We start from the raw sequence: 18,714 nt of genomic DNA on the forward strand, positions 1-18,714 counted from the left end.
CGCGTTCCCGTGTCCCGGATAGGCGCGGCCATCTTCGTGGCGTTGTCGGTGGCGTATCCCCTGGTGGTGTACTGGGCGATGGGCCGCTTCGAGCCGCGTTGGCTGGCGGTGCTGCTGCTGGTCCTCGCCGTGCTTCGTGCCATCGCGACCCGGCAGGCGATCTGGCTGGTCGCTGCGGCCGGCGCCGCGATGCTGGCGGCACTGGCCACGGCCTTCAATGAGGCGCTGCCGCTGAAGCTGTACCCGGCGCTGATCAACGCCGTAATGCTGGTGGTGTTCGCGACCAGCCTGGCGTTCCCGCCTTCGGCCGTCGAACGCATCGCGCGGCTGACCGAGCCCGATCTGCCGCCCGCTGGCGTGGCCTATACGCGCCGCGTCACCCAGGTGTGGTGCGGGTTCTTCGTCTTCAATGGCGCGCTCGCGCTGGTCACGGCGTTGTGGATGTCGGACCGCGCCTGGGCGCTGTACAACGGCCTGATTGCATACGCGCTCATCGGCCTGCTGTTCGGGGCCGAATGGCTGGTGCGGCAGCGCGTGAAGGCGGGGTACCGGCATGGCTGAGTGGCGCGCGCTCGCCGACGTCGCCGTGCGGCCCATGCCGGGACGCGCGTTCCTCGCTGCAGGCGCCGCGTCCGCGGACCACGCAGACTTCCATCGTGACGTGCTGCACTGGCAGGCGAGTTTCCGCGCGCATGCCGGCGACGTCTGGGCGCTCCATTTCGAGGACGCCGCGCGTTTCGCTGCAGCGCTTTACGGCGCATGGCACGCCGGCAAGACCGTGGTGCTGCCCGGCGATGCGCTGACTGGCACCCAGTCGCGCCTGCGGACGCGGGTGGACGGTTTCGTCGGCGACTGGATCGAGAGCGATATGCCGACGCCGGATCACGCGCCGGATACCGATGCCGTCGTGGGAGCGCTCGATGCGGACGCCACGCGTCTGGTCGTGTTCACCTCGGGCAGCACCGGTGAGCCGGTCGCCATCGAGAAGCGGCTGCGCCAGCTCGACGCCGAAGTGCATGCGCTGGAGGCGGCGCTCGGCCGGTCGCTGGACGGCGTGGCCGTGCACGGTACGGTCTCGCACCAGCACATCTACGGGTTGCTGTTCCGCGTGCTGTGGCCGTTGGCGGCCGGACGCGCCATCGTGTCGCGGGCGTTCTTTCCCGAAGACCTGTTGGCGGCGATGGACGGGCAGGACGCGGTACTGGTCGCCAGTCCCGCGCATCTGAAGCGCTTGCCTGCGCAGCTGCCGTGGGCATCGCTGCACGGGAAATTGCGCGCCGTGTTCTCCTCGGGCGGTGCGTTGCCCGCCGAGGCGGCGCACGAGGTTGCCCGCCTGCTCGGCGTGCCACCCACCGAGATCCTCGGGAGCACTGAAACCGGCGGCATCGCCTGGCGTCGCTGGGAGACGGAAGTGCCGGTCTGGTGCCCGCTGCCCGGTGTCGACTGGCGCGTGCAGGACGGCGTGCTCGAAGTGCATTCGTCCCACCTGTCCGATGATGCGTGGTGGCGCAGCCAGGATCGTGCGGAGCCCGACGGCGCCGGCGGCTTCCGCCTGCTGGGCCGGGCCGACCGTATCGTCAAAGTGGAGGAGCGGCGCGTGTCGCTCGACGCGCTCGAACGCCAGATCCAGACGCATCCCGCGGTGAAGGAGGCACGCGTGCTGCTGCTGGGCGGCGCGCGCAATGCCCTCGCGGCGGTCGTCGCCATGGCCGACGGTGTCCCCGTGCCGGACGATGCTGCGGCGCGCCGTGCCCTCTCGCAGTCGTTGTCGCGGCATCTCGCGGCTACCCAGGATGCGGTGACGCGACCGCGCCGCTGGCGTTTCACCATCGCGCTGCCCGTCAACGCGCAGGGCAAGGTGACCGAGGCGGCGTTGGCCGCGCTGTTCCGTCCCGAACGCCCGGACGCGCACTGGACCTTGCGCGAAGCGAGCCGGGCACAGGTGGAGTTGTCGCTGGATGCGTCGCTGGCGGTGTTCGACGGCCATTTCAGCCAGGCAGCGATCCTGCCGGGCGTGGCGCAGCTCGACTGGGCCGTGCAACTGGCGCGCGAAGCCTTCGACATGCCGTCGCAGTTCCTGCGCATGGAGGCCCTGAAGTTCCAGCGGGTCGCGCGTCCCGGCGACCTGATCCGGCTGGATCTCGAATGGCAGGCGGAGCGGGGCACACTGGTGTTCCGCTACACCTCCGTGCACGGGGCGCATGCGAGCGGTCGCGTGGTGTTTGCCCATGGCGAATGACCCTGCGCCGATGTCGGCCGGTTTCCACCCGTTGGTGGTGATCCCGGTGTTCGACCACGAGCATGCCATCGCCACGATGGTGGAGGGCGTGCTGGCGACCGGCACGCCGTGCCTGCTGGTGGACGACGGCTCGGGCGAGGCCTGCGCACGTGAACTCGACCGGCTGGCGGCGCTGCATGCGCCACGGGTGCGACTGCTGCGGCTGCCCGTCAACCAAGGCAAGGGCGGGGCGGTGCTGGCCGGTTTTCGCGACGCGGGCATCCACGGGCACTCGCATGTCCTGCAGATCGATGCAGACGGCCAGCACGACCCGGCCGACATCCCGCGTTTCCTCGCCGATGCGCAGGCGCACCCGGACGATGTCGTCTGCGGCGTGCCGCTGTACGACGCGAGCGTGCCGAAGGGACGGCTCTACGGGCGCTATCTCACCCATGTTTGGGTGTGGATCAACACCTTGTCGTTCGGTATCCGGGATTCGATGTGCGGCTTCCGCGTCTATCCGCTGCCGCCGGTACTGCGGCTGATCGACGAGGAGACCATCGGCCGCCGCATGGATTTCGACGTGGAAGTGCTGGTAAGGCTGTTCTGGCGGAACATCGCGGTACGTAACCTGCCGACGCGGGTGACCTACCCGCTCGACGGCGTATCCCACTTCGACGTGTGGCGCGACAACGTGCGCATCAGCCGCATGCACACGCGCCTGTTCTTCGGCATGTTGCGCCGGTTGCCGCGCCTGCTGGTGCGTCGTGCCCGGGTAGCCGCGGCATGAGCGGTCGCAGCGAACACTGGGCCGACATCGGCGAATCCACCTCGGTGCGCGGCATCCTGTTGCTCTGCGCGGTGCACCGCTGGCTGGGCCGCTGGCCGTTCCGTGTGTGCGTGTATCCGGTGGTGTTCGTCCACTGGCTGCTCAACGGCACGGCGCGACGCGCATCGCTTCAATACCTGCGGCGTGCGCACGGCCACCTGGGCGTGCCGTCGCCGCGACCCGGCGTGCGGCAGAGCCTGCATCACTTCGCGATGTTCGCCGAGACGATGCTGGACAAGATCCTGGCGCTGGGCCAGCGCTATCCCGTCGACAAGGTGCGGATGCTGAGGCAGGACGTCTTGGCACGGGTGAAAACGGGCGAGGGCGGACTGATCGTCACTGCGCACCTCGGATGCCTGGAGCTGTGCCAGGTCATGGCCGACCAGGTGCCCGGTTTCCGCCTGACCGCACTGGTGCATACCGCCCATGCCGAGCGCTTCAACCGGCTGATCCGTCGCCTCGATGCGGGCAGTCGCGTCGAGCTGTTGCAGGTCACCGACCTGGGGCCGGCCGATGCGGTGAAGCTGGCCGAACGTGTGGCGCGTGGGGAGTTCATCGCCATCGCCGGCGACCGCGTGCCCCTGCGTGGCGGCCGCAGCGTCATGGTTCCGTTCCTGGGACACGACGCGCCGTTTCCCATCGGGGCCTACGTGCTGGGCTCGGCGTTGCGGTGCCCGGTGTTCACCATGGCGTGCACGCACGAGGGCGACGGCTACAGCGTGCGCCTGGAGGCCTTCGCCGACCGGATCACGCTGCCGCGCGGCTCGCGCGATGCGGCCCTGGCCAGCTACGCTGCGCAGTTCTCGACATGGATGGAGCGGCAGGTCCGCCTGTCCCCGTACGACTGGTTCAACTTTTACCCCTTCTGGGATCAGGTACCGCATGACCTCCGCACTGAATGAATCCGTGGCGCCGGTGTTCGGCGACGCACCGCTGCGTATCGAGGACGTGGTGGCGCTGGCGCAGCGGAAGACCCACGCCGTGTTGTCCACGGACACCGTCTTCCGGGCGCGGATCGCGCGCGGCGCAGACTTCCTCAGCCGCCTCCTGGAAGAGGAGGGGGTCATCTACGGCGTCACCACCGGTTACGGCGACTCCTGCACGGTCAACATCCCGCCAGCGCTGGTGGCGGAACTGCCGCAACACCTGTACACCTACCACGGCTGCGGACTCGGCCGCTTCCTCGACGAAACCGAAACCCGTGCGGTGCTCGCCGCGCGGCTGGCGTCGCTGGTGCGCGGCATGTCCGGCGTCAGCCTGCCGTTGTTGCAGGGGCTGGAGACGCTGCTGCGCCACGACGTGCTGCCGCTGATTCCCGCCGAAGGGTCGGTCGGCGCCAGCGGCGACCTGACGCCGCTGTCGTACGTGGCGGCCGTGCTGTGCGGCGAACGCGAGGTGATGCACGACGGCCGGCGCCGTCCTGCGCGCGAGGCGCTGGCCGAGATCGGCATGACACCGCTGACGCTGCGCCCGAAGGAAGGGCTGGCGATCATGAACGGCACCGCGGTGATGACCGCGTTGGCCTGCCTGGCGTTCCATCGCGCCGAGTACCTGTCGCGGCTGGCAACGCGGTTGACCGCGTTCAACGTGCTCGCCAGCGACGGCAATGCCCACCATTTCGACGCCGTGCTGTTCGCGGCCAAGCCGCATCCCGGCCAGTCGCGCGTCGCGCAGCGCTTGCGCGAGGACCTGCACAGCGACCGTCCGCCGCGCAACGAGCAGCGTCTTCAGGACCGTTACTCGCTGCGCTGCGCGCCGCATGTCATCGGCGTGCTGGAAGATGCCTTGCCGTTCCTGCGCCAGCTGATCGAGACCGAGTTGAACAGCGCCAACGACAATCCGCTGATCGATCCCGAGCGCGAGCAGATCCTGCATGGCGGCCACTTCTACGGCGGGCATATCGCGTTCGCGATGGATTCGCTGAAGAACACCGTTGCCAATGTCGCCGACCTGCTGGACCGCCAGCTCGCCCTGATCGTCGACGCGCGCTACAACCATGGCCTGCCGGCCAACCTGTCCGGCGCCACCGGACCCCGCGCCGCCATCAATCACGGCCTGAAGGCGCTGCAGATCAGCGTGTCGGCCTGGACCGCCGAGGCGTTGAAGCTGACGATGCCGGCCTCGGTGTTCTCGCGCTCCACCGAATGCCACAACCAGGACAAAGTCAGCATGGGGACCATCGCCGCGCGCGATTGCCTTCGCGTGATCGAACTGACCGAACAGGTGGTCGCCGGCATGCTGATCGCCGCGCGCCAGGCATTGGCGCTGCGCGAGCGGGTCGGACTGCAGTCGACGTTGGGCGAGGGCCCGGCGGCGATGTACGCCGACCTGCAGCACCGCATCGCGCTGGTCGAAGAGGATCGCGCGCTGGATGGCGAGCTGCGCCAGCTGCTGGTCGACATCCGTGATGGGCGCTGGGACGTCTATGCCGGCTGATGCGCGCGAGGACCTGGCGATCGAGGTCCGGCTAGCGCCGGCCTTCCACGACTGCGATGCGATGCAGGTGGTCTGGCACGGGCACTACTTCAAGTACCTGGAGATCGCCCGCTGCGCGCTGCTGCAGCGGTTCGACTACGACTACCCGCAGATGCAGGCATCCGGCTACCTGTGGCCGATCGTCGACACCCGCGTGAAGTACATCCGGCCGCTGCTGTACGCACAGCCGCTGATCGTGACCGCGCGCATCAGCGAATGGGAAAACCGGTTGAAGATGGACTACGAAATCCGCGACGCGGCGAGCGGCGACGTGCTGACGCGTGCGCATACGATCCAGGTGGCGGTCGACGCCGCTTCAGGCGAGATGCGCTATCAGTGCCCGCCCGTGTTGTGGGAACGGTTGGGAGTCCAGGCACCATGAAGAGGCATCGCGTCGTACTGCTGCTCGCCTTTGCACTGGCCAGCGGCCTTGTTCCTTCCGCGCGCGCGGCCGATCCGCTGGCGCAGGTGCGCGCCCAGGTGGCTCAGGTGCCGATGCTGCGCGGCGAGTTCGCGCAGGAGAAGCAGGTCGCCGGGTTCAAGAACCCGTTGCGCTCGAGCGGCCGCTTCCTGCTGGCGCGCGAGAAAGGCGTGCTGTGGACCACCACCGCGCCGTTCCCGTCGGAGATCGTCATCACCCAGGACCGCATCCTCAGTCGCCAGCGCGACGGCAGCCGCCGGGTGGAAGTGGATGGCAGACAGCAGCCGGGGCTGCGCAGCGTCAACGCGATGATGTTCGCGTTGATGAGCGGCGACATGAAGGCGCTGACCTCGACCTTCGAGGTGAAGGAAGAGCCGGCCGCCACGGGCTGGAAGATGACGCTGGTACCGCGCTCGCGGCAACTGGCACAGGCGTTCACCTCGGTACGGCTGTCGGGCGACCGCTATGTCCGCGAAGTGGAACTGCGCGAAGCCAATGGCGACCTCACCCGCCTGCGCTTCAGTGGTATGAGCGAAACGCCCGCCACGCTGTCGCGCGACGAGGCGGCCCGGTTTGAGTGATTCCGCACTTCCCGCAACGCCGGGCCACCCGCTGCGTGGCTGGCGATGGCTCGTGCTCGCGTGGCTGCTGGTGCTGGCGGCCGTGGCATGGCACCAGTGGGGGTTCTGGCAGTCGCCACGCATCGACAGCGACGTGCTGGCGCTGCTGCCGCAGGAAGCGGGCGATCCCACGGTGGCCGACGCCACGCGCCGCATCGCCGAGAACAGTTCGCGTGACGTCGTGGTCATGCTGGGAGCGAAGGACGCGGACGCCGCGCTGAAAGCGCGTCAGGCCTTCGAAACCGCTCTCGCGCAACCCGCGGCGCAGGCCCTGCTTGAGGCCGGGGGCTCGCCGGAGGACTGGTTCGCGCAGGCGCGCGATACGCTCGCGCCGTATCGCGATCGCTTGCTGACACCCGCGCAGCGCGAGGCGCTGATGCAGACTCCGGCGGATGCGCTCGCCGAGTCCGCCTTGGCGGCGCTGTACGGGCCGATGGGCGCGCCGCGTCTGACCGAGTGGCGCAATGATCCGCTGGGGCTGTGGCCGCAATGGTGGCAGGCGCAGGCTGCGGCCTCCGGTATGGCGCTGGATGGCGATGGCCTGCTGCAGGCCGAGGACCGCCATTGGGCGGTGATGCAGTTCACCCTGAAAGGATCGGCGTTCCGGCTGGATGGCGAACGCCATCTGCAGGACGTGCTGGATGGCGCGACGGCTGCCGCGATGGCCTCCGCGCCGGATCTTCGCGTGCTGAAGGCTGGCGTGCCGCTGCACGCCGAATCCGCCGCCGTCCAGGCGAACCGCGAGGTCAACACCATCGGCTGGGGATCGCTGGCCGCGGTGCTGCTGCTGGTCTGGCTGGCGTTCCGCTCCCTGCGCCCGCTGCTGCTGGTGGCGATGTCGCTGCTGGTGGGCTGCGCGGTCGCGCTGACGGTGACGGTCCTGGTGTTCGGCAAGGTCCATCTGCTCACGCTGATCTTCGGTGCCAGCCTGGTCGGCGTGGCGGAGGACTACGGCATCCACTGGTTCGCCTCGCGCCAGGGCGTGGCCAGCGAGCGGCGCTGGTCGCTGCTTCGGTACCTGTTGCCGGGCCTGTGGCTGGCGCTGCTGACCAGCGCCATGGCCTATCTGGCACTCGGCCTCGCGCCGTTCCCCGGCCTGCGGCAGATGGCGCTGTTCTCGGTGGTCGGCCTGACGGCCGCTTTCCTGACGGTGATCTTCTTCTTCCCCTGGCTCGATGGCGGACAGGTCCGCACCACCGGCTTCTCGCGCTGGCTGGGCGGCACGCTGGCGCGCTGGCCGCGCCTGGGCAGCCGACGCGCCGGCATCGTGCTGGCGGTCGTCGTGCTGGTCGTCGCCGTGCCCGGCCTGTTGCGGGTGCAGGGTAATGACGACCTGCGGGGCCTGCAGTCGTCGCCGCCGGAACTGATCGCCCAGCAGCGCGACGTCGGCCGCTTGCTGGGCATGCCCAGCCCCGCGCAGTTCTTCCTCGTGCAGGGACGCGATGCCGAGCAGGTGCTGCAGCGCGAAGAACACCTCATCGCGCGCCTTCGCCAGGCCGAAGCCCAGGGCAAGGTGGGCGGACACCGTGCCCTGAGCGACTGGCTGCCATCGCAGCGCCGGCAGGATGAGGACGCGGCGTTGACCGCGCGCGTCGAACAGGACGTGCTGGCGCGCCTGTCGACGGCGACCGGCGAGACGCTCGCACGCGGTGAGCTTGCGCCGTCGGCGTTGGGCATCGACGCCTTCCTCGCGTCGCCCGCGTCGCTGCCCGTGCGTCATCTGTGGCTGGGACAGGTGGGGCAGGGCATGGCGTCGGTGGTGATGGTCAACGACCTGTCGCGGACGGATGCACTGGCCACGTTCGCGGCGCAGGCGGAAGGCTTGGAGGGCGTGCGCTGGGTCGACCGCACTGCCGATATTTCACGCCTGCTCACGCACTACCGCCACATGATGTCGTGGCTGCTGCTGGCCGGTGTCGTCGTCGTGTTCGCCGTGCTGGCGCTCCGCTATCGCGGCCAGGCGTGGCGCGTGATCACGCCGACCTTGCTGGCGGGCGTGCTGACGGTGGCGCTGCTGGGCTGGCTGGGCCAGCCGCTGCAACTGTTCAACGTGCTGGCGCTGATGCTGCTGCTCGGCATGGGCATCGACTACGGGATCTTCCTGGTCGAACACCGTGGCGATGCCAGCGCATGGCTGGCGGTCTGCGTCGGCGCGGCGAGCACCTGGCTCTCGTTCGGTCTGCTGGGCCTGTCGGCCACGCCGGCGTTGCGCGCGTTCGGTCTGACCCTGCTGTTCGGCATCGGCCTGGTCTGGCTGCTGTCGCCCCTGTTCCGGCCGCCGCCGGATGACTCCTCCTCGCATGGAAACACGGCTGCATGAAAACGGAACGTACTGACATCCTGATCATCGGCGCCGGCCCGGCCGGCTCCGTGGCGGCGGCGATGCTGCGCCAGCAGGGCCGCAAGGTGCTGATCGTCGAGCGCGAGCAGTTCCCGCGCTTCTCCATCGGCGAGAGCCTGCTGCCGCAGAGCATGGAGTACATCGAGGCGGCGGGCCTGCTGCAGGACGTGGTGCAGGCCGGCTTCCAGTACAAGAACGGTGCGGCGTTCGTGCGCGGCGAACGCACCACCGAGTTCGATTTCCGCGACAAGTTCTCGCCCGGCTGGGGTACCACCTACCAGGTGCAACGCGCCGACTTCGACCATGTGCTGGCAAAAGGCGCCGAGCGCATGGGCGCGGAAGTACGTTACCGCCATGAGGTGCTTTCGGCCGAACCGGGCGACACGCCGCGCGTGACCGTGCGGTCGCCGGAAGGGGAGGAGTACGCGATCGAAGCGGACTTCATGCTCGATGCCAGCGGCTTCGGGCGCCTGCTGCCGCGCCTGCTGAAGCTGGAGTCGCCGTCGAACTTCCCGGTGCGCGGCGCCATCTTCACCCATGTGCGCGACCACATCCCGCACGACGCCGGTTTCGACCGCAACAAGATCCTGATCACCACGCATCCCGAGCATGTCGACGTGTGGTACTGGACCATCCCGTTCTCCAACGGCTGCTGCTCGCTGGGCGTCGTGGCGGAAATGGACTTCCTCAACCGCTACCAGGGCACCGATCTCGAGCGCCTGCAGGCCATCGTCGGCGAGGACCCCAACCTCACGCGCCTGCTGAAGAACGCGGAATGGGCGGTGCTGCCGGTGCGGCAGATCACCGGGTACTCGGCCAACGTGTCGTCGCTGTCGGGACCGGGTTACGCGTTGCTCGGCAACGCGGGCGAGTTCCTCGATCCGGTGTTCTCATCGGGCGTGACCATCGCGTTCAAGTCGGCGCAGTTGGCGAGCGAATGCCTGCGCCGGCACTACGCCGGCGAAACCGTGGACTGGGAAGCCGACTATTCGGTGCCGCTGCGTGGCGGCGTGCAGACGTTCCGCCGGTTCGTGGAATCGTGGTACGCCGGCGGATTCCAGAAGATCATCTTCCACCCGGACCCGCAGCCCGACATCCGCCGCATGATCTGTTCGATCCTCGCCGGCTATGCGTGGGACAAGAAGAATCCCTACGTGGCCGATACGCAGCGGCGGCTGCAGGTGCTGGAGCAGCTGTGCACCGGCTGATCGCCCTCCTGTTGATGGGCCTGGTACTGGCGGCGTGCGCGACGCGCGTGCCGCCATCTGCCGTCACTCTGCCTGCGCTGAGGCTGGCGCCGGCGTCTCTAGGCCACGAACTGACGGCGCAGCAGCACCTGGTGTTCCGCTTCGGCGCGCACGTACGCGAGCTGGATGCACTGCTCGAAGTGGACGCTGGCGAAGTGCGCCTCGCCGTGCAGGCCATGGGACGGACCGGCGTGCGCCTGCAATGGGATGGCAAAGACCTGGTCGAGCAGCGCGCTGCATGGCTGCCGGCCGCTGTGCGAGGCGAACGCGTGCTCGATGACGTGCAGTTCAGCCTGTGGCCGGCAGAAGCCATCCGTGCGGCGCTGCCTGCAGGATGGGAGCTGGCCGAACGCGATGGCTCCCGCGAGCTGCGCAAGGATGGCCGGACCTGGCTGCAGCGCGAACAGGTGGATGCCACCACCGTGCGCGTCCGCAATGAGGCGGATGGCTACGAGCTGACGATCGAATCGGTGGCTGGCGGAGTCCACGACCCGTGAGCGGCGCCCCGGTCTTCCTGAACCACCTGGGCATCGTCTGTGCGCTCGGCACGGACGTCGCTACGGTGCGCACGGCGCTCTTCCGCGCCGATGCGCCGGCTGGCGTCGCCGTCGACGACACACTCGTGCCCGGACATGCGCTGGCACTGGGCAAGGTGGCCGACACGCTGCCCTCGCTCGACCACCACCCCGTGCAGCTTCGTGGCCGCAACAATGCGCTGCTGCGCGCGGCCTACCTGCAGATCCAGGACCCCGTGCAGCAGGCCATCGAACGGTATGGCCCTGCGCGCGTGGCCATCGTAGTCGGCACCAGCACCTCGGGCATCGGTGAAGCCGAGCAGGCGATGGCGCACTGGCAGCAGCACCGCCAGTGGCCCGCAGGCTTCCACTACGTGCAGCAGGAAATCGGCGCGCCGTCGCGCTTCCTTGCCGCCGAGTCCGGCGCCCGCGGCCCGGCCTGGACGATCTCCACCGCCTGTTCCTCCAGCGCGAAGGCGATGGCGTCTGCCGCCCGCCTGCTGCGTGCAGGCCTGGTCGATGCGGTCATCACGGGTGGCGCCGACTCGCTGTGCGAATTCACCGTGCGCGGGTTCATGGCGCTGGAATCGGTCTCGGCCGAGCGCTGCAATCCGTTCTCCACGCATCGCCACGGCATCAACATCGGCGAGGGCGCGGCCCTGTTCCTGATGACACGCGCACCGGGACCGGTGCGGTTGGCGGGATGGGGCGAAACCGCGGATGCCCACCACATCTCGGCGCCCGAGCCGCAGGGCATCGGCGCCATCGAGGCGATCGGGCAGGCGTTGGCGCGGGCGAAGCTGTCGCCGGCGCAGATCGACTACGTGAACCTGCATGGCACGGCCACGCCGCAGAACGACGCGATGGAAAGCCGGGCCGTGACGGCGGCGCTGGGGAGCGGCGTACCGGTCAGTTCCACCAAGCCATTGACCGGCCACACGCTGGGCGCGGCCGGTGCGGTCGAAGCGGGCCTGTGCTGGCTGGCGATGACCGACAATCCCACGTACCGCCTGCCGCCGCACTGGTGGGACGGGGCGGCGGATCCCGCGCTGCCGCCGCTGGCCTTCGTTGCGCCGGGCGACCGTGCGAAGGGGCCGCTGCGCCACGTACTGAGTCAGTCGTTCGCATTCGGCGGCAGCAATGCCGTGCTGGTGTTCGGAGGGGAATGATGCGCGAGCTGTACGACATCGAACGCGTGGTGCCGCATCGCGGAACGATGCGCCTGGTCGAGCGGCTGGTCGACTGGGACGAGGACACCGTGGCCGTCGAACTGCGCGTGCCCGAAGAAGGTCCGTTCAGCCACGCAGAAGGCGTGCCTGCCTGGGTGGGCGTGGAATACATGGCGCAGACCATCGCGGCCTGGGCCGGCTGCCATGCGCGGGCCGCGGGACGTGAGCCGTCCATCGGATTCCTGCTGGGCACCCGCCGCTACGAGAGCCGCACCTCGTGGTTCCCGGCCGGGACCGTGCTGCGGGTGGAGGCGATCCGCGAATTGCTGGGCGACAATGGGCTGGGCATGTTCCGCTGCCGCATCCTGGGGGAGGGCGAGGAACTGGCGACCGCCAACGTGTCGGTGTTCGAACCACCGGACGCGATGGCTTATCTGGAGAGTACGCAGGAATGAGTGCAGAGAATACGGTCCTGGTCACCGGGGGGAGCCGGGGCATCGGGCGGGCGATCGCGCTGCGGTTGGCGCAGGACGGCTTCGATGTCGTCGTGCATTGCCGCAGCCGGGTGGACGAAGCGGAGGCCGTCGCTGGCCAGATCCGCGGGTTGGGCCGCGCGGCGCGCGTGCTCGCCTTCGATGTGGCCGACCGCGCTGCCGCTGCGCAGGCGCTTGAGGCGGACATCGGCGAACACGGCACCTACCACGGCGTCGTCTGCAACGCCGGCATCGCGCGCGACACCGCCTTCCCGGCGATGAGCGCGGAGGATTGGGACGACGTGCTGCGCACCAACCTCGACGGTTTCTACAACATCCTCAATCCGCTGGTCATGCCGATGGTGCGGCGGCGCAAGCCCGGCCGCATCGTCACGCTGTCGTCGGTGTCGGGCCTGGTGGGCAATCGTGGCCAGGTGAACTACAGCGCGGCCAAGGCCGGCATCATCGGCGCGACCAAGGCGCTGGCGCTGGAGCTGGCCAGCCGCGAGATCACGGTGAACTGTGTGGCGCCCGGCCTGATCGATACCGAGATGGTCAGCGGCGAGGTCGTCGACGAGGCATTGAAAATGATCCCCATGAAGCGTGTGGGCAAGCCGGAGGAGGTCGCCGCGGTGGTGTCGTTCCTGATGTCGCCGCAGGCCTCGTACGTCACGCGCCAGGTGATCTCGGTCAACGGAGGACTGGTCGGATGAATCGCAACGATCGACGCGTGGTGGTCACCGGTGCCGGCGCCATCAGTCCACTCGGCCACGACTGGCCCAGCGTGCACCTGCGCCTGCGCGAGTGCCGCAACGCCGTGCGCCACATGGATGACTGGGCGAAGTACGAAGGGCTGAACACCCGCCTGGCGGCGCCGGCCGAACCCTTCGAGTTGCCCTCGCACTACAACCGCAAGACCACGCGCAGCATGGGGCGCGTGGCGCTGATGTCCGTACGCGCGACCGAACTGGCGCTGGAAGAGGCCGGCCTGCTGGGCGACCCGGTGCTGAAGAGCGGCCGGGTAGGCGTGTCGTACGGCTCGTCCGCGGGCAGCCATGAGGCGGTCGGCGATTTCGGCCGGATGCTCAACGAGTACACCACCGAAGGCATCAACGCGACCACCTACCTGAAGATGATGAGCCACACCGCGCCGGTGAACATCGGCGTGTTCTTCGGCCTGACCGGGCGCGTGTATACGACTTCCAGCGCCTGCACGTCCGGCAGCCAGGGGGTCGGCTGTGCGTACGAGGCCGTGCGCAGCGGAAAGCAGGTGGCGATGATCGCCGGTGGTGCCGAGCAGCTCGATGCGACAGCGGCGGCGGTGTTCGACACCCTGTTCGCCACCAGTGTGCGCAACCACGAACCGGAACTGACGCCGCGTCCATTCGACGCGAACCGCGACGGCCTGGTGCTGGGCGAGGGCGCCTGCACGCTGATCCTGGAAGACCTCGACCACGCGCAGGCGCGTGGCGCGACCATCCTGGCCGAGATCGTCGGCTACGGCACCAACAGCGACGGCCAGCACGTCACCCAGCCCAGCGCCGACACGATGGCGCAGGCCATGCGGCTGGCGCTGGACGATGCCGGCCTGTCGCCGGACGCCATCGGCTATGTCAACGCGCACGGCACGGCCACCGACCATGGCGACATCGCCGAGACCGCGGCGACCGCGTCCGTGTTCGGCAGTCGCATGCCGATCAGTTCGCTGAAGAGCTACGTCGGCCACACGCTCGGTGCCTGCGGCGCCTACGAGTCGTGGATCACGCTGCAGATGATGCGCGAGGGATGGTTCGCCCCCACGCTGAACCTGGAAACACGCGACCCACGTTGCGCCGACCTCGACTACATCACCGGCGAGGGCCGCGAACTGCAGACCGATTACGTGATGAACAACAATTTCGCTTTCGGCGGCATCAATACGTCGCTGATCTTCAAACGCTGGTAAGCGAGCGGGCAGGGGTGCCCGCGCCGGCGTTATCCACGACAACAGGGGGAAGGATGAGCAAGCGTTCCGTTTCGTTGCTGCTTGCGGCCGTACTGGCCGCTGCCTGTGCGCCCGCCATCGCCGGCAAGCAGGACCCGATGGTGATCCCGGCGTACGAGAAGGTGGAATCCACCAACGGCATCGCGCCGACCGCCGCACGCATCAAGGCGGCGATCATCCACGCCGGCAAGTCGCGCGGCTGGACCGTCAGCGACAGCGAGCCCGGCAAGGTCACGCTGCGCTATGCGCCACGCACGCACGAGGTCATCGTGGCGGTGCGCTACGACGCCAATGGCTTCAAGATCGAGTACGTCTCCAGCAAGGAGATGAACTACGAGGTCAAGCGAGGAACGCCGGAGATCCACGGCAACTACAACCGCTGGATCAGCAATCTTGCCTTCGACATCCAGAACTCTCCCGTGTTCCACCAGCCTGATGCCGCCGCTACCGAGGCCGCCACCCCGTGATGGCTGCCCGCTTGCAGGTCGTGTTCGCGCTGTGCCTGATCGCATTCGCCTCGCCGGCGATCGCGGGCGACGTCATTCTCACCAACCCACGCATCACGCTTCGGGACGGTTACGTCGGCTCGCCGGAGTTCATGAAAGAGTGCGACTGGGCGGCGGAGCTTCCTTCCCATCTGGTCGAGTACTCGAAGGGTCTGGTGGAGCTGACCGATCAGGAACTCCAAGGCCTGCCGGGTCGGACGCTACGGCTTCGCGTCATGCACATGCGGTCTGCCGACGGTGGCGGCTTCTCCGGACCCAAGTGGGCAACGGTGCGCGCAGAGTTGTTCCAGGACGGGAAGCTCGTCGGTCAGTACCAACCTTATCGGCAAACGATGACGCTGTTCCGTGGCGGCTGTTCGTCGCTGAGCAAGATCAGCGATGCGTTGGCAGGCGACATCGCGACATGGCTACGCCGCGGAAATTTCAGCGTGCAGTTCACGGATGAACAGAACAGGATCGAAATCGGCCCCGAAGAGGACGTGCCGCCGATCCAGTGACACCCTGTTAGACGCCCGTGCGGGCCTCCACGCCACCCGAACATCCCGGTTGGCAAGCTTCACTCTTCAGCGGCCCGGCCGCCCATCCCCCAGGAGCTAGACCTTGAAACGACTTCTGACCACCGGACTGACCTGCCTGATGCTGGCGGCAACGCCCGCTTTCGCGGCCGATACCCGACTCGAACTGCCGCTGCAGGAGCTGATCAACTCGCCCGAAGCCAAGGCGGCGGGCATCGATGGCAGTGTGCGCTTCTATCTTGCCGGCCAGAAGACGCCGGCCGTGGTGTCCCGTTTCGGCGAAGACGTCACCAACAAGAAGACCAACGGTGTGGGCAAGTCCGATGCCGAGTCCTGCCGCTGGGTGGCGCTGTCGGCGCTCAAGGCACTGCAGGAAGGCGCCAAGGACCGCGGCGCCAACGCGGTCATCGATATCGTCAGCTACTTCAAGAAGAAGGAGTTCCGCAGTGCCACCAACTACGAGTGCCATGCGGGCGGCATCATGAGCGGCGTCGCGTTCAAGGCCACGTACGTCAAGATCAAGTAACGTCGCATGCGTTGCCACACAGGGCCGCCGCAGGGCGGCCCTGTGCTTTTCAGCCGTCGGCGAGCCGCGCATGCCGCAGGCGCAGCGCGTTGCCGACCACCGACGCGGAGCTGAGGCTCATCGCCAGGGCCGCCAGCATCGGCGACATCAGCGGGCCGCCGAACAGCCCCAGCACACCGGCGGCGACCGGCAAGCCCAGGGCGTTGTAGGCGAAGGCGAACGCCAGGTTCTGCCGCATGTTGCGCACGGTCGCTTCGGACAAGGCCTTGGCACGCGCGATGCCGCGCAGGTCGCCTTTCACCAGCGTCACCTGGGCGCTGGACATGGCCACGTCGGTGCCCGTTCCCATGGCGATCCCGACATCGGCCGCCGCGAGCGCGGGAGCGTCGTTGATGCCGTCACCCGCCATCGCGACATGCCGTCCCTCCTGTTTCAGGCGCGCCACCAGCGCGGCCTTGTCGGCCGGGCGTACGTCGCCGTGAATTTCCTCGATGCCGAGTCGCGCGGCGATGGCGCGTGCCGTGCGCTCACCGTCGCCGGTCGCCATGATGATGCGGAGGCCGTGGCTGCGCAGCGTGCGCAGCGCCTCGGGCGTACTGGCCTTGATCGGGTCCGCCACGGCCACGCAACCGGCAAGGACGCCGTCCACCGACAGGAACATCACGCTGCCGCCTTCCCCGCGTAGGTGTTCCGCATGCGCCTGCAACGCGTCCGTGGACACGCGTTCTTCCCGCATCAGCGTGGCGTTGCCGAAGGCGAGGCGGTGACCATCGACGCGCCCACGCACACCGATGCCGCTGCCGGACTCGAAATCCTCGGCCGTGGAGAGCGACAGACCGCGGCGACGTGCTTCCTGCACGACCGCTTGCGCCAACGGATGCTCGCTGCCGGCATCGAGGCTCGCCGCCAGCTGCAGCACCTGGTCCCCGTCGAACGGCGAGGATGCGTGCACCGAATGGAAGGCTGGACGCCCCTCCGTCAGCGTGCCGGTCTTGTCGACGATCAGCGTGTCGACCTTGCGCAACGTCTCGATGGCTTCGGCGTCGCGGAACAGCACGCCCGCCTGCGCGGCGCGGCCGCTGGTCACCATCACCGACATCGGCGTGGCCAATCCCAGCGCGCAGGGGCACGCGATGATCAGCACGGACACAGCGCTCAGTACGGCATGCGTCCACGACGGCGAGGGGCCGAACAGGCCCCAGCCCAGCAGCGTCGCCAGTGCCGCGGCCAGCACCGCCAGCACGAACCAGAACGACACGCGGTCGGCCAGTCGCTGCATCGGTGCGCGTGAGCGCTGCGCCTGCGCCACCAGATGCACGATCTGCGCGAGCACGCTGTCGCTGCCGATCTTCTCCGCGCGCATCACCAGGCTGCCGCTGCCGTTGAGCGTGGCACCGATGACCGGGTCGCCGGGCGTGCGCTCCACCGACATCGGTTCGCCGGTCAGCATCGACTCGTCCACGTGGCTGCGGCCTTCCAGCACCACGCCATCCACGGGTACCTTCTCGCCCGGCCGGACACGCAGGCGGTCGCCGACATGGACGTGCGACAGGTCGATGTCTTCCTCGCTGCCGTCTTCGCGCAGCCGGCGCGCGGTTTTCGGGGCCAGCCCAAGCAGGGCACGGATGGCGGCCGAGGTCTGTGCGCGCGCCTTCAACTCCAGCAACTGGCCAAGCAGGGTCAGCGAGACGATCACCGCAGCCGCCTCGAAGTAGACGCCGACATGGCCATGTTCGCGGAACGAAGGCGGGAACAGCTGCGGTGCCAGTACCGCGACCACGCTGTAGCCGTACGCGGCCGCGACGCCGGTACCGATCAGCGTCCACATGTTGGGACTGCGGTGCCGGATCGACTGCGCCCAGCGCTGGAAGAACGGCCACGCCGCCCACAGCACCACGGGCGTGCTGAACGCGAACTCCAGCCAGGTCCGCACGATGGGCGGGATGACGGTGATGTACATGCCACCCATGGCCAGCACCAGCGTGGCCGCGCTGAAGGGCAGCGTCCACCAGAAGCGGCGACGGAAATCCGTGAGCTCCGGATTCTCGCCTTCGTCCAGCGAGGGCAGCATCGGTTCCAGCGCCATGCCGCAGAGCGGGCAGATGCCGGGACCGTCCTGCACGATCTCCGGATGCATCGGACAGGTGTACTGCGTGCCTGGGGGTGCAGGCGCCTCGTCCGCCCCCGTGGGATGCAGGTAGCGGGACGGGTCCGCGATGAATTTCGTGCGGCAGCCGGCGGAGCAGAAATGGAAACGCGCGCCCGCGTGGTCGGCGTGGTGCGGCGTCGCGGCCGCGTCCACCTGCATGCCGCAGACCGGATCGATGGTCTGAGTAGTGCCGGCGGGCGGCGAATTTTTGTGGCCACCGCAGCAGGCGGACTTCGCCGGTACGGCACCGGCATGGGCAGGGGAGTGCGAAGGACCGCTCATGCATCACCGCCCAGCGCGGACAGGATGGGGCACTGGCCCAGGGCGCCGTGTCCCGGGCACGCGTCGACCAGCGTGCGCAGGCCGTCACGCACGCGCGTCAGTTCCGCCAGGCGATGCTCCACATCGGCCAGCTTGCTGTCCGCCGCCGCGCGGATGGCGGACATGTCGCCATCGTGCGCCTGGCTCAACGCCAGCAGGTCGCGGATCTCTTCCAGCGTGAAACCGAGCGTCTTGGCGCGGCGGATGAAGGTGAGCCGCAGCACGTCGCCATCCTCGTAATGGCGGTAGCCGGACGCGCTGCGCACGGGCGCCGGCAGCAGGGCCTGTTTCTCGTAGTAGCGCACCGTATCGATGGGCACGCCGGTGCGGCGGGACAACTGTCCGATGTTCATGCGGGGACTCCTCGAAGTGCCTGCAGTCTGCACCCTGGAGCACACTCCAGAG

At 68.6% G+C, this 18,714-nt stretch carries 19 protein-coding genes; 17 read left to right on the forward strand and 2 right to left on the reverse strand.

Features of this window, described 5'->3' with window-relative positions:
* The first annotated feature begins 9 nt into the window (after positions 1-9).
* The 17 genes from IB230_RS01475 (at position 10) to IB230_RS01555 (ending at position 15,839) form a co-directional block, all read left to right on the forward strand.
* Positions 10-561, forward strand: a complete 552-nt coding sequence (locus tag IB230_RS01475) for a hypothetical protein (protein WP_192268035.1) — start codon at positions 10-12, stop codon at positions 559-561.
* Positions 554-2,239: an AMP-binding protein gene (locus tag IB230_RS01480; RefSeq protein ID WP_192268037.1), complete on the forward strand. Its 1,686-nt coding sequence runs from the start codon at positions 554-556 to the stop codon at positions 2,237-2,239. Before IB230_RS01475 ends, IB230_RS01480 begins: the two co-directional genes overlap by 8 nt.
* The gene (locus tag IB230_RS01485; protein ID WP_192268038.1) at positions 2,229-3,008 is read left to right on the forward strand and encodes a glycosyltransferase family 2 protein; all 780 of its coding nucleotides are present in this window, start codon (positions 2,229-2,231) and stop codon (positions 3,006-3,008) included. The genes IB230_RS01480 and IB230_RS01485 overlap by 11 nt, the downstream gene beginning before the upstream one ends.
* Positions 3,005-3,949: an acyltransferase gene (locus IB230_RS01490; protein WP_192268040.1), complete on the forward strand. Its 945-nt coding sequence runs from the start codon at positions 3,005-3,007 to the stop codon at positions 3,947-3,949. The genes IB230_RS01485 and IB230_RS01490 overlap by 4 nt, the downstream gene beginning before the upstream one ends.
* Positions 3,930-5,483 carry an aromatic amino acid ammonia-lyase gene (locus IB230_RS01495; RefSeq protein WP_192268041.1) on the forward strand — a complete coding sequence of 518 codons (1,554 nt, stop codon included), beginning with the start codon at positions 3,930-3,932 and terminating at the stop codon, positions 5,481-5,483. Before IB230_RS01490 ends, IB230_RS01495 begins: the two co-directional genes overlap by 20 nt.
* On the forward strand, positions 5,473-5,904 hold the full coding sequence (locus IB230_RS01500; protein ID WP_192268043.1) for an acyl-CoA thioesterase: 432 nt from the start codon (positions 5,473-5,475) through the stop codon (positions 5,902-5,904). The genes IB230_RS01495 and IB230_RS01500 overlap by 11 nt, the downstream gene beginning before the upstream one ends.
* A complete protein-coding gene (locus IB230_RS01505) occupies positions 5,901-6,524 on the forward strand; it encodes an outer membrane lipoprotein carrier protein LolA (protein ID WP_192268045.1) in 624 nt (207 codons plus the stop codon). The genes IB230_RS01500 and IB230_RS01505 overlap by 4 nt, the downstream gene beginning before the upstream one ends.
* Positions 6,517-8,883 (forward strand): MMPL family transporter, encoded by a 2,367-nt coding sequence (locus IB230_RS01510; RefSeq protein WP_225589120.1) that lies wholly within the window; start codon positions 6,517-6,519, stop codon positions 8,881-8,883. The genes IB230_RS01505 and IB230_RS01510 overlap by 8 nt, the downstream gene beginning before the upstream one ends.
* Positions 8,880-10,112, forward strand: coding sequence for an NAD(P)/FAD-dependent oxidoreductase (locus IB230_RS01515; RefSeq protein WP_192268047.1), 1,233 nt, complete (start codon positions 8,880-8,882; stop codon positions 10,110-10,112). Before IB230_RS01510 ends, IB230_RS01515 begins: the two co-directional genes overlap by 4 nt.
* Positions 10,100-10,648 (forward strand): DUF3261 domain-containing protein, encoded by a 549-nt coding sequence (locus IB230_RS01520; RefSeq protein ID WP_192268049.1) that lies wholly within the window; start codon positions 10,100-10,102, stop codon positions 10,646-10,648. Before IB230_RS01515 ends, IB230_RS01520 begins: the two co-directional genes overlap by 13 nt.
* Positions 10,645-11,835 (forward strand): beta-ketoacyl-ACP synthase, encoded by a 1,191-nt coding sequence (locus IB230_RS01525; protein ID WP_192268051.1) that lies wholly within the window; start codon positions 10,645-10,647, stop codon positions 11,833-11,835. Before IB230_RS01520 ends, IB230_RS01525 begins: the two co-directional genes overlap by 4 nt.
* Positions 11,835-12,290: a hotdog family protein gene (locus IB230_RS01530; protein ID WP_192268053.1), complete on the forward strand. Its 456-nt coding sequence runs from the start codon at positions 11,835-11,837 to the stop codon at positions 12,288-12,290. Before IB230_RS01525 ends, IB230_RS01530 begins: the two co-directional genes overlap by 1 nt.
* Entirely contained in the window at positions 12,287-13,021 is a 735-nt protein-coding gene (gene fabG, locus IB230_RS01535; protein ID WP_192268055.1) for a 3-oxoacyl-ACP reductase FabG, read from the forward strand. Before IB230_RS01530 ends, fabG begins: the two co-directional genes overlap by 4 nt.
* Complete coding sequence (locus tag IB230_RS01540; protein WP_192268057.1) at positions 13,018-14,253, forward strand: beta-ketoacyl-ACP synthase; 1,236 nt, start codon at positions 13,018-13,020, stop codon at positions 14,251-14,253. Before fabG ends, IB230_RS01540 begins: the two co-directional genes overlap by 4 nt.
* Before the next feature lie 53 nt (positions 14,254-14,306).
* Positions 14,307-14,759 (forward strand): hypothetical protein, encoded by a 453-nt coding sequence (locus IB230_RS01545; protein ID WP_192268059.1) that lies wholly within the window; start codon positions 14,307-14,309, stop codon positions 14,757-14,759.
* On the forward strand, positions 14,756-15,295 hold the full coding sequence (locus IB230_RS01550) for a hypothetical protein (RefSeq protein WP_192268061.1): 540 nt from the start codon (positions 14,756-14,758) through the stop codon (positions 15,293-15,295). Before IB230_RS01545 ends, IB230_RS01550 begins: the two co-directional genes overlap by 4 nt.
* Before the next feature lie 103 nt (positions 15,296-15,398).
* Positions 15,399-15,839, forward strand: coding sequence for an excinuclease ATPase subunit (locus IB230_RS01555; protein ID WP_225589121.1), 441 nt, complete (start codon positions 15,399-15,401; stop codon positions 15,837-15,839).
* A gap of 49 nt (positions 15,840-15,888) precedes the next feature.
* On the opposite strand, the gene IB230_RS01560 is transcribed toward IB230_RS01555, so the two are convergent.
* Both IB230_RS01560 and IB230_RS01565 read right to left on the reverse strand, forming a co-directional pair.
* Complete coding sequence (locus IB230_RS01560; protein ID WP_192268063.1) at positions 15,889-18,270, reverse strand: heavy metal translocating P-type ATPase; 2,382 nt, start codon at positions 18,268-18,270, stop codon at positions 15,889-15,891.
* Positions 18,267-18,662, reverse strand: coding sequence for a heavy metal-responsive transcriptional regulator (locus IB230_RS01565; RefSeq protein WP_192268065.1), 396 nt, complete (start codon positions 18,660-18,662; stop codon positions 18,267-18,269). The genes IB230_RS01560 and IB230_RS01565 overlap by 4 nt, the downstream gene beginning before the upstream one ends.
* Positions 18,663-18,714 lie beyond the last annotated feature (52 nt).

Source organism: Pseudoxanthomonas sp. PXM01 (genome assembly GCF_014851815.1).
Classification (GTDB): Bacteria; Pseudomonadota; Gammaproteobacteria; order Xanthomonadales; family Xanthomonadaceae; genus Pseudoxanthomonas_A.

What these genes read in the sequence shown, in the direction of transcription:
- IB230_RS01495 (WP_192268041.1), top strand. Translation starts at nt 3,930, where the DNA reads ATGACCTCCGCACTGAATGAATCCGTGGCGCCGGTGTTCGGCGACGCA.
- IB230_RS01565 (WP_192268065.1), bottom strand. Translation starts at nt 18,662, where the DNA reads ATGAACATCGGACAGTTGTCCCGCCGCACCGGCGTGCCCATCGATACG.
- IB230_RS01515 (WP_192268047.1), top strand. Translation starts at nt 8,880, where the DNA reads ATGAAAACGGAACGTACTGACATCCTGATCATCGGCGCCGGCCCGGCC.
- IB230_RS01505 (WP_192268045.1), top strand. Translation starts at nt 5,901, where the DNA reads ATGAAGAGGCATCGCGTCGTACTGCTGCTCGCCTTTGCACTGGCCAGC.
- fabG (WP_192268055.1), top strand. Translation starts at nt 12,287, where the DNA reads ATGAGTGCAGAGAATACGGTCCTGGTCACCGGGGGGAGCCGGGGCATC.
- IB230_RS01480 (WP_192268037.1), top strand. Translation starts at nt 554, where the DNA reads ATGGCTGAGTGGCGCGCGCTCGCCGACGTCGCCGTGCGGCCCATGCCG.
- IB230_RS01540 (WP_192268057.1), top strand. Translation starts at nt 13,018, where the DNA reads ATGAATCGCAACGATCGACGCGTGGTGGTCACCGGTGCCGGCGCCATC.
- IB230_RS01545 (WP_192268059.1), top strand. Translation starts at nt 14,307, where the DNA reads ATGAGCAAGCGTTCCGTTTCGTTGCTGCTTGCGGCCGTACTGGCCGCT.
- IB230_RS01530 (WP_192268053.1), top strand. Translation starts at nt 11,835, where the DNA reads ATGCGCGAGCTGTACGACATCGAACGCGTGGTGCCGCATCGCGGAACG.
- IB230_RS01490 (WP_192268040.1), top strand. Translation starts at nt 3,005, where the DNA reads ATGAGCGGTCGCAGCGAACACTGGGCCGACATCGGCGAATCCACCTCG.
- IB230_RS01485 (WP_192268038.1), top strand. Translation starts at nt 2,229, where the DNA reads ATGGCGAATGACCCTGCGCCGATGTCGGCCGGTTTCCACCCGTTGGTG.
- IB230_RS01500 (WP_192268043.1), top strand. Translation starts at nt 5,473, where the DNA reads ATGCCGGCTGATGCGCGCGAGGACCTGGCGATCGAGGTCCGGCTAGCG.
- IB230_RS01560 (WP_192268063.1), bottom strand. Translation starts at nt 18,270, where the DNA reads ATGAGCGGTCCTTCGCACTCCCCTGCCCATGCCGGTGCCGTACCGGCG.